General features: G+C 42.1%; 11 protein-coding genes and 1 pseudogene. 9 read left to right on the forward strand and 3 right to left on the reverse strand.

Annotation, left to right across the window (positions count from 1 at the left end; all coding sequences use genetic code 11):
* The first annotated feature begins 7 nt into the window (after positions 1–7).
* The 3 genes from HUB64_RS00655 (at position 8) to HUB64_RS00665 (ending at position 7,316) form a co-directional block, all read left to right on the forward strand.
* The gene (locus HUB64_RS00655; protein ID WP_173496144.1) at positions 8–2,677 is read left to right on the forward strand and encodes a hybrid sensor histidine kinase/response regulator; all 2,670 of its coding nucleotides are present in this window, start codon (positions 8–10) and stop codon (positions 2,675–2,677) included.
* Positions 2,670–3,920, forward strand: a complete 1,251-nt coding sequence (locus tag HUB64_RS23345) for a response regulator (RefSeq protein WP_158682992.1) — start codon at positions 2,670–2,672, stop codon at positions 3,918–3,920. Before HUB64_RS00655 ends, HUB64_RS23345 begins: the two co-directional genes overlap by 8 nt.
* A 288-nt stretch (positions 3,921–4,208) precedes the next feature.
* Positions 4,209–7,316, forward strand: a complete 3,108-nt coding sequence (locus HUB64_RS00665; protein WP_173496145.1) for an EAL domain-containing protein — start codon at positions 4,209–4,211, stop codon at positions 7,314–7,316.
* A 158-nt stretch (positions 7,317–7,474) separates the two neighbouring features.
* Here the strand turns inward: HUB64_RS00665 and arsH are convergent, their stop codons facing one another.
* The 3 genes from arsH to HUB64_RS00680 form a co-directional block, all read right to left on the reverse strand.
* Positions 7,475–8,197, reverse strand: a complete 723-nt coding sequence (arsH, locus tag HUB64_RS00670) for an arsenical resistance protein ArsH (protein ID WP_317629649.1) — start codon at positions 8,195–8,197, stop codon at positions 7,475–7,477.
* Positions 8,194–8,628 carry a glutaredoxin-dependent arsenate reductase gene (gene arsC, locus HUB64_RS00675; RefSeq protein ID WP_217363115.1) on the reverse strand — a complete coding sequence of 145 codons (435 nt, stop codon included), beginning with the start codon at positions 8,626–8,628 and terminating at the stop codon, positions 8,194–8,196. The genes arsH and arsC overlap by 4 nt, the downstream gene beginning before the upstream one ends.
* An 87-nt stretch (positions 8,629–8,715) precedes the next feature.
* Entirely contained in the window at positions 8,716–9,999 is a 1,284-nt protein-coding gene (locus HUB64_RS00680) for an arsenic transporter (protein WP_173496147.1), read from the reverse strand.
* Between the two features lie 357 nt (positions 10,000–10,356).
* Between HUB64_RS00680 and HUB64_RS00685 the strand changes: the two genes are divergently transcribed.
* From HUB64_RS00685 to HUB64_RS00710, 6 genes and pseudogenes are all read left to right on the forward strand, one after another.
* Complete coding sequence (locus HUB64_RS00685; protein ID WP_105250495.1) at positions 10,357–10,704, forward strand: metalloregulator ArsR/SmtB family transcription factor; 348 nt, start codon at positions 10,357–10,359, stop codon at positions 10,702–10,704.
* A 90-nt stretch (positions 10,705–10,794) separates the two neighbouring features.
* Complete coding sequence (locus tag HUB64_RS00690) at positions 10,795–11,793, forward strand: permease (protein ID WP_173496148.1); 999 nt, start codon at positions 10,795–10,797, stop codon at positions 11,791–11,793.
* An 11-nt stretch (positions 11,794–11,804) separates the two neighbouring features.
* Positions 11,805–11,897 (forward strand): annotated as a pseudogene (locus HUB64_RS00695) (thioredoxin family protein); the annotation flags it as partial.
* 84 nt (positions 11,898–11,981) lie between these two features.
* Positions 11,982–12,992 (forward strand): ArsJ-associated glyceraldehyde-3-phosphate dehydrogenase, encoded by a 1,011-nt coding sequence (locus HUB64_RS00700; RefSeq protein ID WP_173248052.1) that lies wholly within the window; start codon positions 11,982–11,984, stop codon positions 12,990–12,992.
* A 5-nt stretch (positions 12,993–12,997) separates the two neighbouring features.
* Positions 12,998–14,248, forward strand: coding sequence for an organoarsenical effux MFS transporter ArsJ (gene arsJ / locus HUB64_RS00705; protein WP_173496149.1), 1,251 nt, complete (start codon positions 12,998–13,000; stop codon positions 14,246–14,248).
* A gap of 456 nt (positions 14,249–14,704) precedes the next feature.
* The gene (locus HUB64_RS00710; RefSeq protein WP_105250491.1) at positions 14,705–16,195 is read left to right on the forward strand and encodes a SulP family inorganic anion transporter; all 1,491 of its coding nucleotides are present in this window, start codon (positions 14,705–14,707) and stop codon (positions 16,193–16,195) included.
* Positions 16,196–16,227 lie beyond the last annotated feature (32 nt).

A 16,227-nucleotide genomic window follows, 5' to 3' on the forward strand; every position in this document is an offset into this window, starting at 1 on the left:
ATATGCGATGATGAATGGTATTGATTTAGACTTGTTTGATTCTTGTGCATTTATGTTATCACCTGAGGTGGAGTGGTTAGGCGAGAATCAAATTTTCTCAAATAATAATTTTTTAAAAAATGCCAAGAAAAAAATAATTCAGCATTTTGAAAAGATTAAACAGAATATCACGCCTAATGAATGCTTAATGATAGGAAGTAACTGTTTAAAGTTTAGCCTATTAAAGATGGCAAATAAAAATTTTATTGTGCTCTGTGTTGTAGAGCATGATGCGTCAATAACAAAAAATTTCGAGTATAGCCAATTTAGGTGTGATAATCCTGCGGGTGATGACTCTAGATATCAGGAAATTACTTCAGATGGTGTTCTTGTCGTAAATAGTCTTGGTAATATTGATTTTATTGGTGGCGGGGTTAAATACCTTTTCCCATATTTACATTTTTATAATTATATTGGCAAGTCATTTTTTAGTTTAATTCAAGATATTGTTAGCTATGAGGTTGTTGGTAGAGATAATTATAGAATTATGAAGTGGTTTAGATATAAATGTGCAACTAATAAAAAAATATGTCTATCTTTTAAAACTAAATCAGGGTTGTATTTTGAGTATAGAGATTTCTTCCTTGATGATAGAACTCGGTTTGGATTAATTATAGATGAATCTAAACGATATGAGAAAGAAAAAGTATTAATAGAGAAATGTTCAGAGCTGGAACAATTGAATAGCTTTCAAAGTGATTTTATTGCCACTCTAGGTCACGAGATTAGAACACCATTAAATGCAGTGCTAGGCTTAATTGAGCTCAGTTTAGGTAATGTAAGGGCACAGGATAAGAAGTTATTATCTGTCGCATTCAGTACTTCAAAACAAGTTTTATTACTCATTAATAGTATGTTGGATTTTAAAAAGACAAATGAGAGTAGTGCAGATGTTAAAAATGACTCGGTAGATGTTAGGTTGTTAGGCGAATCTGTTGTTGATGCGTTTAGCCTTCAAGCAGATAAAAAAGACATTAATTTAGACTTTTTTATGCCATTAAATTTTAATCGCAGGGTTATTTGTGATGAAGTTAAACTAAATCAAGTTATCTATAATTTAATCTCCAATTCAATTAAGTTTTCCAATAAAATTGACTCGTCGATTCTATTAGAAGTAGAAGTTCTGGAACAGTCATTCGAAAATGTAAAACTAAAGTTTTCTGTTATTGATAATGGTATCGGTTTAACTGAAGAGGAACAATCAAAAGTGTTCGGTAAGTATGAGCAGGCATCATCAAATTCTTACCGTCAGTATGGTGGTGTTGGCTTAGGACTATACATAAGTAAAAGTATATGTTGTTCAATGGGAAGTGATCTTCAGGTTATTAGTCGTATCGGTGATGGTAGCGTTTTCTATTTTGTTATTGATTTTGCTTTAGATAATCACTTTACGGCGCATGATGTAAGCGGCTCCTATCGTTCTGATATTGATGCTTCAGTAACAGCATATACTAACAGTTCGATTTTTCACGAATCAGTTTCAAGATATTCCAAAGAGCTTGATTTCGAGTTGCTATATTTACCAAGTAATGAATTACTGGAATTTGAAACTGAAAGCTCAATACTTTTTATTGACTTGAATCAAAATGATATTATCTCAAAGAATGAATTTGTAACTAGTCTTTTTACAAGAAAAGAAAGAGTTGCAGAGTTAAGGCGAGTGTCACTTTCTAAGTCTAACTCTGACTACGAAGTGATTTCATATCCACCACTCAGAATTCAATCAGTAACTGATTTCGTTAATGTTAAAAATTATTTGAATATTATTGACGAGCAGGCTTCGGATAGTGCTGATTATAGTAATATTAGTGTGTTAGTTATTGATGATTGTCAAGAAAACTTATTTGTTATCGAAAAACAGTTATTATCTGTTGGAGTCATAGTTTCCTGTGTTCAAGATCCGATGCAAGCAATTGAGCTTTTTAAGACAAATAAATTTAATGTCGTTATTTCTGATGTGATAATGCCAACTATATCGGGCTCAGACCTCATTGGCGTCATTAGAGAAGTTGAAGGGTATCGGGAATTAGCGCCATCGATTATTGTGATGTTGACCGCTGATCATGGCGACATATGTAAAGATGAATGTTTGCAGGCTGGAGCAAATCGCGTACTTGTAAAGCCTCTGACATTGAATGATTTGATTGGCCTTTTAGATGAAGTAAAAGTCACTTTGTCAAATAATACAAGTTTAAAAAAGTCTACAGTTAAAGCAGATAATACTTCTTTTGATAATAGTTTTTTCTGTTGTGATGAAACACCGCAGGAATTAGTAGACATCTTACAGATAGTCAACTTGTCAGATATATATAATTTTGTAGGTGAAGATATAAGCGATGAAGAGTTATCTATTTTTTTAGAGCAATATTACAGTAATTTACTTGTTAAGCGTGAAGCATTAAGGTCTGCAATTGTGGATAATGATCTTCGTATTATTACTGCAATTAGCCACACCCTTAAAAGTAATTCTCTTTACATAGGTGCAAAAAAATTAAATTTATCTTGCCAAGAACTAGAGCGTGTTTCGCGTAACAATGCTATTGATTACAAAGTTATCTTAAAATGTTGGCAAGAGGTTGATGATGATTTATTTGCGTTAATTGAGTTTTTTATGCAAAGGAGTAATGCTAGTGGATAGAGTCAATTTTGAGCATATCGTTCTCTATACGAACGACCAAGATAATGATAGATTATTGATAAGTGTTCTAATTCGTCACTTTTCTCGTATTCATGTGATTAAAACGAATGCTGAGCTTGTTGAGCAAATCAAACAATCAACCCCAAAAGTGATTCTTGTTGCTGCTGAAACTTTACAAGAAACTTTACTTATTTATTACGAAGCTATAGAGGAATTGCAGGCTGTAGAAATATGTGAGCATGCCGTTGTTTCTCTTATTCCAAAACATCAAGAAAGAGAAGCGTACGAGGCTTACCGTAGTGGTGTGATTAATGATTATTTAATCGCTAGGCCAATGTATGAAGTACATAGAGCAATTATAATATGTACACATTTATTGCGGGAAATTGGGTTGAGAGGAAAATATAAAAAAGTAGAAGAGTTTGTAAATGTACAAGATAACTACTCTTCGCATATCAAGGAGATTGTCCTTAAAGGTGTTCAGCGCAAGAAGGATTTAGAACATAGCTTTGAATTAAGTTTGATTGAAATCGAGCAATCATTAGATAAGGCAGAAGCGCACCTTGCAAGTAATAGAACCGCTGAGTTAGATCTGGCTTCATTGAAGAAGATATTATCATTTATTCGTTCTAATGAAATTAGACCAGCTTTGTTGAAACTGCAAAGTAAGGCGTTGCACTTACTTGAACTTGTTGTTACTGATGTATCAAATGTGGCGACGGTCGCAGAAGCCCCTTTGCCAGAACAGGAGCATATTGAGGTTAGCAACAAGGCAGCTCCAACCGTGCCTGATACTAAATACACGTTTAATCGATTGTATTCGGAGTCAAAAAATTCTCTTGTATCAGTTGAAGTTCCTGTAGTGCCAAAGATGTTAATTGTTGAGGATGATCACATTAGTTTGAATTTAACTATTATGCTTCTTAGAACGTATGCCATTGAACTTGATACATCATTGTCTGGACGTATGGCGTTAGATTTACTTTCTAAGAAAAAATATGACGTTATTTTAATGGACATAAATCTTCCTGATACTAATGGGTTTTATATTATTAACCACATTAATAAGTCTAATGGAATAAATGCAATTACGCCCATTGTTATGTTGACAGGGAATAAAAATAAGTCATCAGTTCAGCAGGCAATAGCTGCAGGAGCTAAAGGTTACATTATCAAACCACTATATAAGGATTCGATAATCAAGCTTTTTAGGAAGTATGATATTCCATTGCATTTGCGATAGTTCTATAGACAGGGGGTTCAATAGTGCTTGTATATTTTTAGTCTCACAGGTATGGGCCTATATCCTTACCCGTAATATCTACCTTTTTAGGTATTTAAATTGTTGGGTTTTTATGTTGTACATTGTTCTTTGGGGTTTTTATTAGATTATACTGATGTTTTTTAAGTTATAGTCTTTAGCTTAAATATGATGTTCATCTGTGGAATGACCACCTATTGTTGGCTGGCGTTAGTGCCAATCATAGATCAAGGGAGTCGTTTTGATGGCGCTAGTTGTGATGGAGTTAGGATGGTTGACAATACTGTACATAATCATAAATCTCGGACTCAATATATTATTTTAGCTGTGGCTATTTATGCGCTTGCGGCGCTTGGATGGATCTTTTTATCCGATCAATTGTTGCTTGTATTTACGGACACAGAAACTGTGTTTCGTTTATCCCTCGCTAAAGGTTTTTTCTTTGTATTTACCAGTGCCTTTATCCTACTTTTTGTTCTGAATGCCGTTCCTGACCGTCATAATGCTCCATCGGGTAATTTGCTTGAAATAACCTTTGCTCGCTCTGTAGCGATAAGCAATATCTCATGGCTTAAATACATTGCAATATTGAGTTTTACGCTGATAACGCTATGGTTTGCCAATTCGCTTTCAGCTGAGCAGCACCAGCGCTTACTATTGCTGATTTTTATGTTGCCTATTTCATTAAGCGCTATTGGTGGCGGATTTGCCCCTGGATTAGTCGCGACATGTCTCTCTGTTCTGTGTGTCTATTATCTTCATCCAACCGCCAATAGTCTCGATAATATTCATTCTGTCGATTGGTTACAGCTTATTAGTCTAAGTGTTTACGGCATAGTGATCAGTGCACTAAGCGGCTATTTACGTGCCTCATTACAGAAATTGGATGTGAATCATCAACTGCTCGATTCTGTGGTTTCTCAAACAACCGATGGTATTTTTGTGAAGGATTTGGCGGGGCGTTATATCTTGGTCAACCAAGGTGCCGCTACCTTTGTCGGCAAGAGTATGAGTGATATCTTGGGCAAAGATGACACTGATATTTTTGATGCTGACTCTATTGATATTATCCAAGAAAAAGATCGCACTGTATTAGTGTCCGCAATGGTCACCACACATAAAGAGTATTTACATATTCAGGGTGAAGCAGCCATTTTTCAAGTGACCAAAGGTCCTGTGTTTGACGCTCAAGGTGCAATTTGTGGCTTATTTGGAATAGCAAGGGATGTCACGACTCAAGAAAAAAATGCTGAACATTTACTCATTAGTGAGTTGGGATTAAAACAAGCACAACAATTATCAGGGATTGGCAGTTGGGAGTGGGATTTAGTTACTGATTCGCATACTTGGTCTGAACAGGTTTTTGTGATTTATGGCTTGCCATATAAAGAAGCCGCCCCTTCGATAGAACAAGTGCAGAAATTATTTACTCCTGAGAGTTGGCAAGCGTTAAGTACGCTGGTGATGCGATGTGTGCATACGGGAGAAGAGTATGAATGCGAAGCTGAGTTGCTAGATCCTAATCGTGCCCATCGTTGGATTATGGCTAGGGGTCAAGCACAGCGTGATCCGCACAGTAAGATATTTAAATTGCACGGTACAGTGCAAGATATTACCCAGGCGCGACAGCTTCAACAACAACTAGCGGCTCAAACAGCACAATTGCAAAGGGTTATTCAAGGTTCTGAACAAGGATTCTGGGACTGGAATGCTGTTACTGGAGAAGTGCAAATCAGCCCAAGATTTGAAGCCATTTTGGGATATCAAGCTGGCGAGATGAAGCTGACGGTTAATAATTGGCGTCAATATGTGTATGTCGAAGATGTGCAAAATATAGAGCAACAGGTTCTACAGCATCTCATCCATAAAACAAGCAGTATAGAGTTGGAAGTGCGCTGCATTAAAAAGACTGGCGAGCTGTGCTGGATATTGTGTAAGGGGCGGGTCGTTGAAGAGGATAGTCAAGGTCGAGCGTTGATGATTTCGGGAACCCAAGCCGATATCACGTTATTAAAGACCCATGAGACTGAGTTAGATCGCGTGGCAAATTATGATGCACTTACAGGATTACCAAATCGTCGCTTACTTTTAGACCGTTTTCAGCAAATGATTGCCCATGTTCAACGTAATGGCAGTCTCTGTGCCGTGTGTTTTATGGACCTTGACGGGTTTAAGGTGATCAATGATCGTTATGGCCATGAGGTTGGTGACCAACTGTTGATCGCGATTGCAAATAATGTGTCTGTGGTGATTCGGCAGCAAGATACGTTGGCCCGGGTAGGAGGCGATGAGTTCGTTATCTTATTTGAGATGATGTCTGAGGAAGAATGTACTCAAGTACTATTACGAATACTGGCGGCGGTCGATCAGCCGATATTAATCGGTGATTTAAATCTTTGTTTAACGGCTTGTATTGGCGTGAGTTTGTATCCAGAGGATAACGTTGACCCCGACATTTTATTGCGCCATGCCGACCAAGCCATGTATATGGCAAAATCGGCAGGTAAGAATCGTTTCCAAATGTTTGATCCTGACATTGATCGTAACATTATTGCTCGGAGAACTTGGTTAGAAGAACTTAAGTCAGCTTTTGAACGTCATGAATTTGTGATGTTTTACCAACCTAAAGTGAATCTCGCTACCGGTAAAATTATTGGCGCGGAAGCCTTAATTCGTTGGCGTCATCCACTGCGAGGTATAGTCGGTCCGAGTGAGTTTTTACCGGATATTGCAGGCAGTGATCTTGAAATTGCTTTAGGTGAATGGGTTATCAATACTGCAGTAGCGCAATGGCAGAATTGGCAACAGAGTGGTCGTCCGATAGCAGTAAGTATTAACGTAAGCGCTCGGCAGCTATTGGCTGAACACTTTAGTGCATTCTTAAAATCGACGTTAATGCAATATCCCGATTTGACGGCCTCGGATCTAGAATTGGAAATTTTAGAGAGTGCCGCCATTGAAGATATGACATTGGCAATTGATATCCTTCAGGAATGTAAGCGTTTGGGTGTCCATTTTTCCCTAGATGATTTTGGTACAGGTTATTCGTCGTTAACGTATTTACGCCAATTACCCATATCGACGATAAAAATTGATCAGAGTTTTGTGCGAGGCATGCTCGATAGCGAAGATGATTGGCGTATTGTGGAGGGTGTTATCCGCTTAGCGTCAGTATTTAATCTTAATGTGATTGCTGAAGGTGTTGAAACCATTGCCCATGGTAAAAGTTTAGCTGAATTGGGCTGCCAATTGTGCCAAGGCTATGGCATTGCTCGGCCTATGCCTGTAGAGGAGTTTGCTCTTTGGTACGATGAATGGCCATCGCAATATCAACAGATTAAACATGAATTCAAGCAAATGGACGAATTGCATCTTTAATAGCAAGTTACAGAGAGTTTTTAGCTGGCTTTAAGGATTTAGGTGCTCACTCGTGTATTTGGAATGTACTTATTTGGCGTGATGGTTCTTATCTGGAGCAAAAGTTGGCGCTGGGCTAATCTTTTGCTCCATAGTTCAGAATACTTTTAGTGTTTAATCTATATTTCTTTTTGATTTACTCGGGTTGATAGCTCTGAAGCGCTTTCTTTGCGTTCGCTATATCGGTTCGTGAGGAAATTAACATTGCCCCTCAGGAGTAAAGTGAATTTCATCAATTCCTCCATAACATCAACTACGCGATCGTAGTAAGGCGAAGGTTTCATTCGGCCTGCCTCGTCAAATTCTAACCAAGCTTTTGCAATTGAAGACTGGTTGGGTATGGTGAACATGCGCATCCATCGTCCCAATATACGCATTTGGTTTAGTGTGTTGAAGGACTGTGAACCACCACTCACCTGCATTATTGCTAATGTCTTACCTTGTGAAGGCCGGACAGCACCTTCAGCCAAAGGGATCCAATCGATTTGAGCTTTCATAATACTGGTCATTGCACCGTGGCGTTCTGGTGAACACCACACCATACCTTCGCACCAACGTACCATTTCTCTTAGTTCCATGACTTTGGGATGACTGTCAGGCGCATCATCAGGAAGTGGAAGTCCAGAAGGGTTAAAAATACGCACCTCTGCACCCATGTGCGTTAACAGTCGAGCCGCTTCTTCCGTCGTCAGTCGGCTATAGGAGCGCTCTCGTACTGAGCCATAAAGCATCAGTATTCTAGGCGGGTGGGTTAAAGGAGTTAGATTAAAACAGTCCATATCCATGTTATTAACCATTAATTCTTGCTTGAGCGCTGGCATATCGTGGTTTAGTGGTTTCATGTGCGAACTCTTTGTCCCTGTTCATTAATGATGATTTCGCCATCTTCTTTGGTGAAAGGGCCTTGTTGTGCTTTGGTCAAAATATCAAGCACTGTCTCAGATGGGCGACAGAGTTTTGTGCCTCGCGGCGTAACGACGATAGGACGGTTAATTAAAATGGGATAAGTCAGCATAAAGTTAACCAGTTCTTCATCAGTAAATGTGTCTTCAGGAAGTCCTAGTCGTTCAAATGGTTCAACATTATTGCGTAACAATGAACGCACAGAGATTTTCATCTCATTAATTAACTTAAGTAATTCATTGCGGGAGGGTGGCGTTTCTAAGTAGTGGATGATTTGGGGTTCAACTCCACTATTACGGATCAATGCTAAAGTGTTGCGCGATGTACCACAGGCTGGATTGTGGTAAATCTTAATGTTGTCATCAATCATATTAGTCATAACATGCCTCTGATAAATAATTGCTTATAAATTTATTCATAGGCACTAAACAGATGCTCTAGTGCCCATGCACGAAGATTAGAAGGAGAGGCGCAGCGCCAGTGCCGCTAGGGTGACAAATAGCACAGGTAGCGTCATCACAATGCCGACGCGGAAATAATAACCCCAGGTAATATTAATATTTTTCTGCGCCAGTACATGCAGCCATAGCAGGGTTGCTAAACTGCCGATGGGGGTGATTTTAGGGCCTAAATCGCTACCAATCACGTTAGCGTAAATCATGGCTTCTTTAATCACGCCGGTGGCATTGCTACCGTCTATCGACAGGGCGCCAATTAACACCGTTGGCATGTTGTTCATGATGGACGATAAAAAGGCGACCAAGAAGCCTGTGCCCATAGTGGCAGCCCAAAGCCCTTGTTCTGCCAAGCTATTTAATACGCTTGATAGGTAATCGGTTAAGCCTGCGTTGCGAAGACCATAAACAACCAAATACATGCCGAGTGAAAAGATCACTATCTGCCATGGCGCGCCGCGAAGTACCTTAGTGGTATCTATGGCATGGCCTTTTTTCGCGACAACAAACAGGATCAAGGCACCCACGGCAGCGACTAAACTCACGGGCACACCGAGCGGTTCTAAGCCAAAAAAGCCCACCAAGAGTAAGACTAATACGCCCCAACCGGTTTTAAAGGTGTTGAGGTCGCGAATGGCGGCCTTAGGTTCGCGTAGTTTTTCTAGGTCGTAGGTCGCGGGGATATCTTTGCGAAAAAACAGATGCAGCATGACTAAGGTGGCACTAATAGCTGCAATATCGACGGGCACCATCACAGAGGCGTATTCGTTAAAACCTATGTTGAAGAAGTCCGCCGAAACAATATTGACTAGGTTAGAGACAATTAACGGCAAACTTGCGGTATCGGCAATAAAACCCGCCGCCATCACAAAGGCTAAGGTTGCTCCGGCGCTAAAGCCCAGAGCCAGTAACATCGCAATTACGATCGGGGTGAGGATCAACGCCGCGCCATCATTGGCAAACAATGCGGCAACAGTCGCGCCGAGTAATACTATGTAAGTAAAGAGTAAACGGCCACGACCTTTGCCCCAACGGGCCACATGTAGCGCGGCCCATTCGAAAAATCCCGACTCATCTAATAATAAACTGATGATGATCACGGCAATAAAGGTGGCGGTCGCATTCCAGACAATATTCCATACCACAGGAATATCCCCTAAGTGGACCACACCCAGTAGTAGGGCCAATACGGCGCCCAAGGTAGCACTCCAACCTATGCCTAACCCCTTAGGTTGCCAAATTACTAACACTATGGTGAGAACAAAAATTGCCCCTGCTAACCACATACAAGCTCCTCAAAGAGTAGAGATTGTCTACCCTCAACCATAAAATAATGCCCTCACCTAACGATATTGTCGGTGGGTTTGAATGATTTTTTATATGTGAATTTTCGTATGTATCTTAGTGTTGAACACTATACTCAAACACCATTTTGACTAATGCGTGAAACTTAAGGTGATCTTATATACGGATATTTACATATATGAAAATTCGTATATATTGTACAAGGTCTTTCCAAAAGATCCATAGCCATGAAAAACGAGTGTTGTTTCTTACCGCTCACAGCTTGCTGTTTGAATGAACCTTTAGGAAAGTTAACAAAAGGAACAAAATGTTTGTACTAGTTCAGTCTAAGGGCATCAATGATTAATCCAACCCAGTTTTTTAAATGTTTAGCCGATGAAACCCGCTTGCGTTGCATGATGTTGATCCAGCAAGAGGGGGAGCTCTGTGTCTGTGAATTGACCGAGGCATTGCAAGAGACCCAGCCTAAGATTTCGCGACATTTGGCCCAATTACGTAAATGCGGTTTATTAGTTGATCGCCGTCAGGGGCAATGGATTTTCTATCGTATCAATAATGACTTACCCGAATGGAGTCAGTTAGTGTTGAGTGAAGTTACCAACCAAAACACTGTATTCCTTGAAGAAAATATGCGTAATTTGTGCAAGATGGGCGGGCGTCCTGACCGTGCTAAAGCTTGCTGCTAGAAGACTAGCAGCAAAAATTTAACCTCAAATATACGTTTTTTCATATGTTTACGTGTCTAAAGTTTTGCTTAATATTAAGGTGGCGTAACAATGCTGCAAATATTTTCAGATTTAGCGGGCTGGTTAACTTTTGATTTGATGGGTTTAGAGCCCAATACTAAGCTCGCCGACGCCATCCATTTTTTTATTGAAGATACCACTAAGATTTTTGCGCTCCTGTTGCTGATGATTTATGGCATCGCTTTGGTGCGGGCCTCGCTCAATGTCGAGCGGGTTCGGGATTACTTGGCGGGTAAAAATCGTTTTGTCGGTTACTTTATGGGATCGGGTTTTGGCGCTGTTACCCCATTCTGCTCATGTTCTAGCATTCCGGTTTTTTTAGGTTTCACTTCTGCGGGGATCCCCGTTGGGATCACTATGGCATTTCTGATCACTTCGCCGTTAATTAATGAAGTCGCCGTACTGTTGCTTGTGAGTCTGCTAGGCTGGCAGTTCACTGTGATATACGTGCTGGTCGGCATGTCAGTGGGTATGTTGGCGGGGGCATTTTTGGACACGATTCGCGCTGAGCGTTGGCTGCAGTCCTTTGCCGCCAAAGCACTCGAACAAGGTAAGGCGCAAGCAAGTCACGATAATAGCGAGGGTATAACATCAACATCCATGACGTTAACGGAACGGCATGAATTTGCGAAAGGCGAGACCCTAGAGATTTTTGGCCGAGTGTGGAAATGGGTCATTATTGGGGTTGGGCTTGGCGCCGCACTCCATGGATTTGTGCCTGACGGTTGGATCGAAGCCCACTTAGGCGATGGTCAATGGTGGTCGGTTCCTGTGGCGGTATTGATTGGTATTCCTCTGTATTCCAATGCCACAGGGGTTATTCCTATCATGGAGAGCCTTATCACTAATGGCTTGCCCGTAGGGACGACATTAGCATTTTGTATGTCTACGGTTGCCGCCAGTTTTCCCGAGTTCATTTTGCTCAAGCAGGTGATGCAATGGCGTTTGCTGGCCATCGTTTTTGCCATTTTATTGATTTCATTCACCTTAATCGGTTGGATCTTTAACGCTATAGGTCCCATTCTGTGAGAATTATAAAAATGTTAAACATCAAAGTATTAGGTAGCGGATGCGCTAAATGCACTAAAACCGCTGAGATCATTACGGCCATTGCCAACGAGAAGGGCATCAACGCGGCTATATCGAACAGATAACGCTTTAATCTTAAAAAATAATATAAAACACTTAATATAAAACTGAGTGTGAAGGATGCAGGTATGACAATCAAAATCGGGATAAATGGCTTTGGCCGTATGGGACGTTTAGCATTGCGCGCTGCTTGGGGCTGGGATGAGGTTGAATTTGTGCAGATTAATGATCCCGCAGGGGATGCGGCGACCTTAGCCCATTTGCTGACATTCGACTCTGTGCATGGTCGCTGGCAGTACGAAGCCAATGCCGAGGGCGATGACATTATTATCGATGACAAGCGTATTCGCTGTACACGCAATAAAACCATCGCGGAAACCGATTGGTCCGCCTGTGATGTTGTGATTGAAGCTTCGGGTAAGATGAAAACCAAAGCAGTGCTACAAGCTTATTTAGATCAAGGTGTTAAACGCGTTGTAGTCACTGCGCCTGTTAAAGAAGAGGGCGTGTTAAACGTTGTCATGGGAGTGAATCATCAACTCTATGACAAAGCTATTCATCCGATTGTGACTGCAGCCTCCTGTACTACTAACTGTTTGGCGCCAATCGTTAAAGTGATCCACGAAAACCTCGGCATAGTGCATGGTTCCATGACGACCATTCATGATATTACCAACACTCAAACTATTTTAGATGCACCGCATAAAGATCTCCGCCGTGCGCGGGCCTGTGGTTTAAGCCTTATCCCCACAACGACGGGCTCGGCGACGGCCATTACCCATATTTTCCCTGAACTCAAAGGTAAGCTCAACGGCCATGCGGTGCGGGTGCCATTAGCGAATGCCTCATTAACCGATTGCGTGTTCGAGGTGAGTCGCAAAACGACCGAAGCTGAAGTCAATCGCCTGTTAAAAGAAGCGGCAGACGGACCGCTAAAAGGCATTTTAGGTTATGAGGAACGCCCATTAGTCTCGGTCGATTATAAAACCGATCCGCGTTCGAGCATTATCGATGCGCTATCGACCATGATTATCAATGGCACTCAGGTCAAACTCTACGCTTGGTATGACAACGAGTGGGGTTATGCCAATCGCACCGTCGAACTGGCCCGCATGGTCGGTCTGATGGATAAGGCATAAGCTTTATGGGTAAGCTGACAGGGTTCTTGTCTAACATATCACCCGAGATCCGCCAGTATTTGGTGGTCACAGGCAACTATTGGGCATTCACGCTCACCGATGGCGCATTACGTATGTTAGTGGTGCTCCATTTCCATGGATTAGGTTATAGCCCGCTGCAAATTGCCATACTATTCCTCTTCTATGAAATCTTTGGGGTGGTAACGAACTTAGTTGGCGGCTGGCTCGGGGCACGTTTAGGCTTAAATAAGACCATGAATGTGGGCCTATTTATGCAGATTGTCGCCCTTAGCATGTTGCTTGTGCCTAGCGGTATGCTGACGGTTGCTTGGGTGATGGCGGCGCAGGCCTTGTCGGGTATCGCTAAAGATCTCAATAAAATGAGCGCTAAAAGCAGTATCAAGTTGTTGGTGCCCAATGATGCTCAGGGTGAGCTGTATAAGTGGGTTGCCATGCTCACTGGCTCCAAAAATGCGCTAAAGGGTGCGGGGTTCTTCTTGGGCGGCGCCTTACTGACCCTGTTTGGATTCCAACAGGCCGTGTTAGGCATGGCGATTGGCCTATTGCTGGTGTGGATTTTTAGTTTGTTAAGTTTGCAGCGCGATTTAGGTAAAGCCAAAAACAAACCTAAGTTCACGGAAATTTTCTCTAAGAGTCCGGCGGTAAACACGCTTTCTGCCGCACGCATGTTTTTGTTTGGTGCGCGGGATGTGTGGTTTGTGGTGGCTTTACCCGTTTATTTGGCCTCAACCTTTGGTTGGGATCATTGGTATGTCGGCGGTTTTCTCGCACTCTGGGTAATAGGTTATGGCATAGTGCAAGGCTTTGCACCTCGCTTGACAGGGACAAAGTCGGCGAGCCAAAACAAGGTTCCCGATGGACGTAGCGCCTTAGGTTGGGCGGCGATATTGAGCATAGTGCCGGCAGGCATTGCGCTGGCGATAAGTTATGACTTCCATGCCGCGAATATACTGATTTGGGGATTGATGCTGTTTGGCGTCTTATTCGCGATCAACTCTTCATTACACAGCTATCTTATCGTCAGTTATGCGGATGAAGATGGCGTATCGTTAGATGTGGGTTTTTACTACATGGCTAATGCTATGGGACGCTTGATCGGGACTGTGTTGTCTGGCTGGGTGTATCAAGTGTATGGCATGGCGGCTTGTCTGTGGATATCGGCAGCATTTATTGCGCTTGCAGCGCTTATCTCAATCAAACTGCCTCGGCATAAAGCGATATCAGATGGTGCTTAATACTTACCTAAGTTATCCCTGAGTTGTTGCGGTTGTTTTTATTCAATGCCCACCAAAGTATGGTGGGTATTTTAATCACTCTGATGTTAACTGAAGTTTTTTGATTTTGAGCAAACAACTCTCTATACTCCGGCCTGTTTTATACACGTCATTATGTCGCTATTCCCAATAGCACAACTATTTTTAATGCAGTCAAATTTGAGTTGGCTCATATAAGTGAGGTTATTTTTCGGTGATGAGCATTAAGCCGCATTAGTTTAATCCTTCCTTCTTGGATTGTTAAGATCCGTCCTTAGTCGCTACCGACTCGGTAGTTGTTTTGCTGTACCCCATAATCCCAATTGCATTTCGTCACCTTGACGCATAAGTACCTTATTGGCTATGCGCTGACATTTGAGTCAAGTGTTGATATTAGCTATTGGAAGATATGATTAAATTTCAATCAGAGTGAGTGGCATGATACAAACCATGAAAAAAGAGTGGTTCTCCAACATACGCGGAGATCTGTTAGCCGGTATTGTGGTTGCACTGGCGTTAGTCCCTGAGGCGATTGCCTTTTCTATTATTGCAGGCGTCGATCCTAAAGTCGGCCTGTATGCTTCATTCTGTATCGCAGTGGTCATCGCGTTTACAGGTGGTCGTCCTGGAATGATCTCTGCCGCAACGGGTGCTATGGCGTTGTTGATGGTGACCTTAGTGAAGGAACACGGCCTCGAGTATTTACTCGCAGCGACCCTATTAACTGGTGTGCTGCAAATTGCCGCGGGTTACTTAAAGCTAGGAAGCTTGATGCGTTTCGTCTCCCGTTCTGTGGTGACGGGCTTTGTGAATGCACTGGCGATTCTGATCTTTATGGCCCAGTTGCCCGAGCTGACCAATGTGACTTGGCATGTCTATGCGATGACGATTGCAGGCCTTGGTATTATCTACTTATTCCCACTCATCCCTGTGATTGGTAAATCCTTACCTTCGCCTCTCGTGTGTATTGTCGGATTAACGCTTTTTGCGGTTTATATGGGGTTAGATATTCGTACTGTCGGCGACATGGGACAACTGCCTGATACTTTGCCTATTTTCCTCTGGCCTGAAGTGCCATTGACCCTTGAAACTCTGATGATCATCTTCCCTTATTCGGCCGGCCTTGCCGTGGTGGGGTTGCTGGAATCTATGATGACTGCCACCATAGTCGATGACTTAACCGATACCCAAAGCGATAAAAACCGCGAGTGTAAGGGCCAAGGTATTGCCAATATTGGCGCGGGCTTAATGGGCGGTATGGCTGGTTGCGCTATGATCGGTCAGTCGATCATCAACGTTAAATCGGGTGGTCGCGGACGGTTATCGACCTTTTCAGCGGGGGTATTTCTACTCATATTGATTGTATTCCTCGGTGAATGGTTAAAGCTCATCCCTATGGCGGCACTGGTTGCCGTGATGATCATGGTGTCTATCGGTACTTTCTCTTGGGATTCAATTCGTAATCTTAAGCATCATCCAATATCAACCAACCTTGTGATGGTGGCGACCGTTGCTGTGGTGGTCGCTACCCATAACTTAGCTATGGGAGTATTTGTGGGGGTATTACTCGCGTCTCTGTTCTTTGCTAATAAAGTGGGCCGTTTTATGGTGGTTAAGAGTGTAACGGCTGCTGCCGACGCAGGTCGCCATTATCAAGTTATTGGGCAAGTCTTTTTTGCCTCGGCAGATAAGTTCAGTAATTCATTTGATTTTAGGGAAGTGGTTGATAAGGTGACTATCGACTTATCTCAAGCGCATTTCTGGGATATTACTGCGGTATCGGCTCTAGACAAGGTAGTGATTAAATTCCGTCGCGAGGGAACTGAAGTGGAGTTGATTGGCCTTAACCAAGCCAGTGCAACCATAGTCGATAAATTTGGGGTGCACGATAAGCCTGAAGACGTTGAAAACATGATGTCTGGTCACTAAGCCCTTAGCAACACAGTAAAAGGAAAATAACG

The organism is Shewanella sp. ISTPL2 (assembly GCF_013283205.1).
Lineage (GTDB): Bacteria > Pseudomonadota > Gammaproteobacteria > Enterobacterales > Shewanellaceae > Shewanella > Shewanella oncorhynchi.

Bases quoted from the DNA above. Each gene is read 5' to 3' on its own strand.
- HUB64_RS00665 (WP_173496145.1), top strand. From the start codon at position 4,209: ATGGTTGACAATACTGTACATAATCATAAATCTCGGACTCAATATATT.
- HUB64_RS00710 (WP_105250491.1), top strand. From the start codon at position 14,705: ATGATACAAACCATGAAAAAAGAGTGGTTCTCCAACATACGCGGAGAT.
- HUB64_RS00690 (WP_173496148.1), top strand. From the start codon at position 10,795: ATGCTGCAAATATTTTCAGATTTAGCGGGCTGGTTAACTTTTGATTTG.
- HUB64_RS00700 (WP_173248052.1), top strand. From the start codon at position 11,982: ATGACAATCAAAATCGGGATAAATGGCTTTGGCCGTATGGGACGTTTA.
- HUB64_RS00680 (WP_173496147.1), bottom strand. From the start codon at position 9,999: ATGTGGTTAGCAGGGGCAATTTTTGTTCTCACCATAGTGTTAGTAATT.
- arsJ (WP_173496149.1), top strand. From the start codon at position 12,998: ATGGGTAAGCTGACAGGGTTCTTGTCTAACATATCACCCGAGATCCGC.
- arsC (WP_217363115.1), bottom strand. From the start codon at position 8,628: ATGATTGATGACAACATTAAGATTTACCACAATCCAGCCTGTGGTACA.
- HUB64_RS00655 (WP_173496144.1), top strand. From the start codon at position 8: ATGATGAATGGTATTGATTTAGACTTGTTTGATTCTTGTGCATTTATG.
- arsH (WP_317629649.1), bottom strand. From the start codon at position 8,197: ATGAAACCACTAAACCACGATATGCCAGCGCTCAAGCAAGAATTAATG.
- HUB64_RS00685 (WP_105250495.1), top strand. From the start codon at position 10,357: ATGATTAATCCAACCCAGTTTTTTAAATGTTTAGCCGATGAAACCCGC.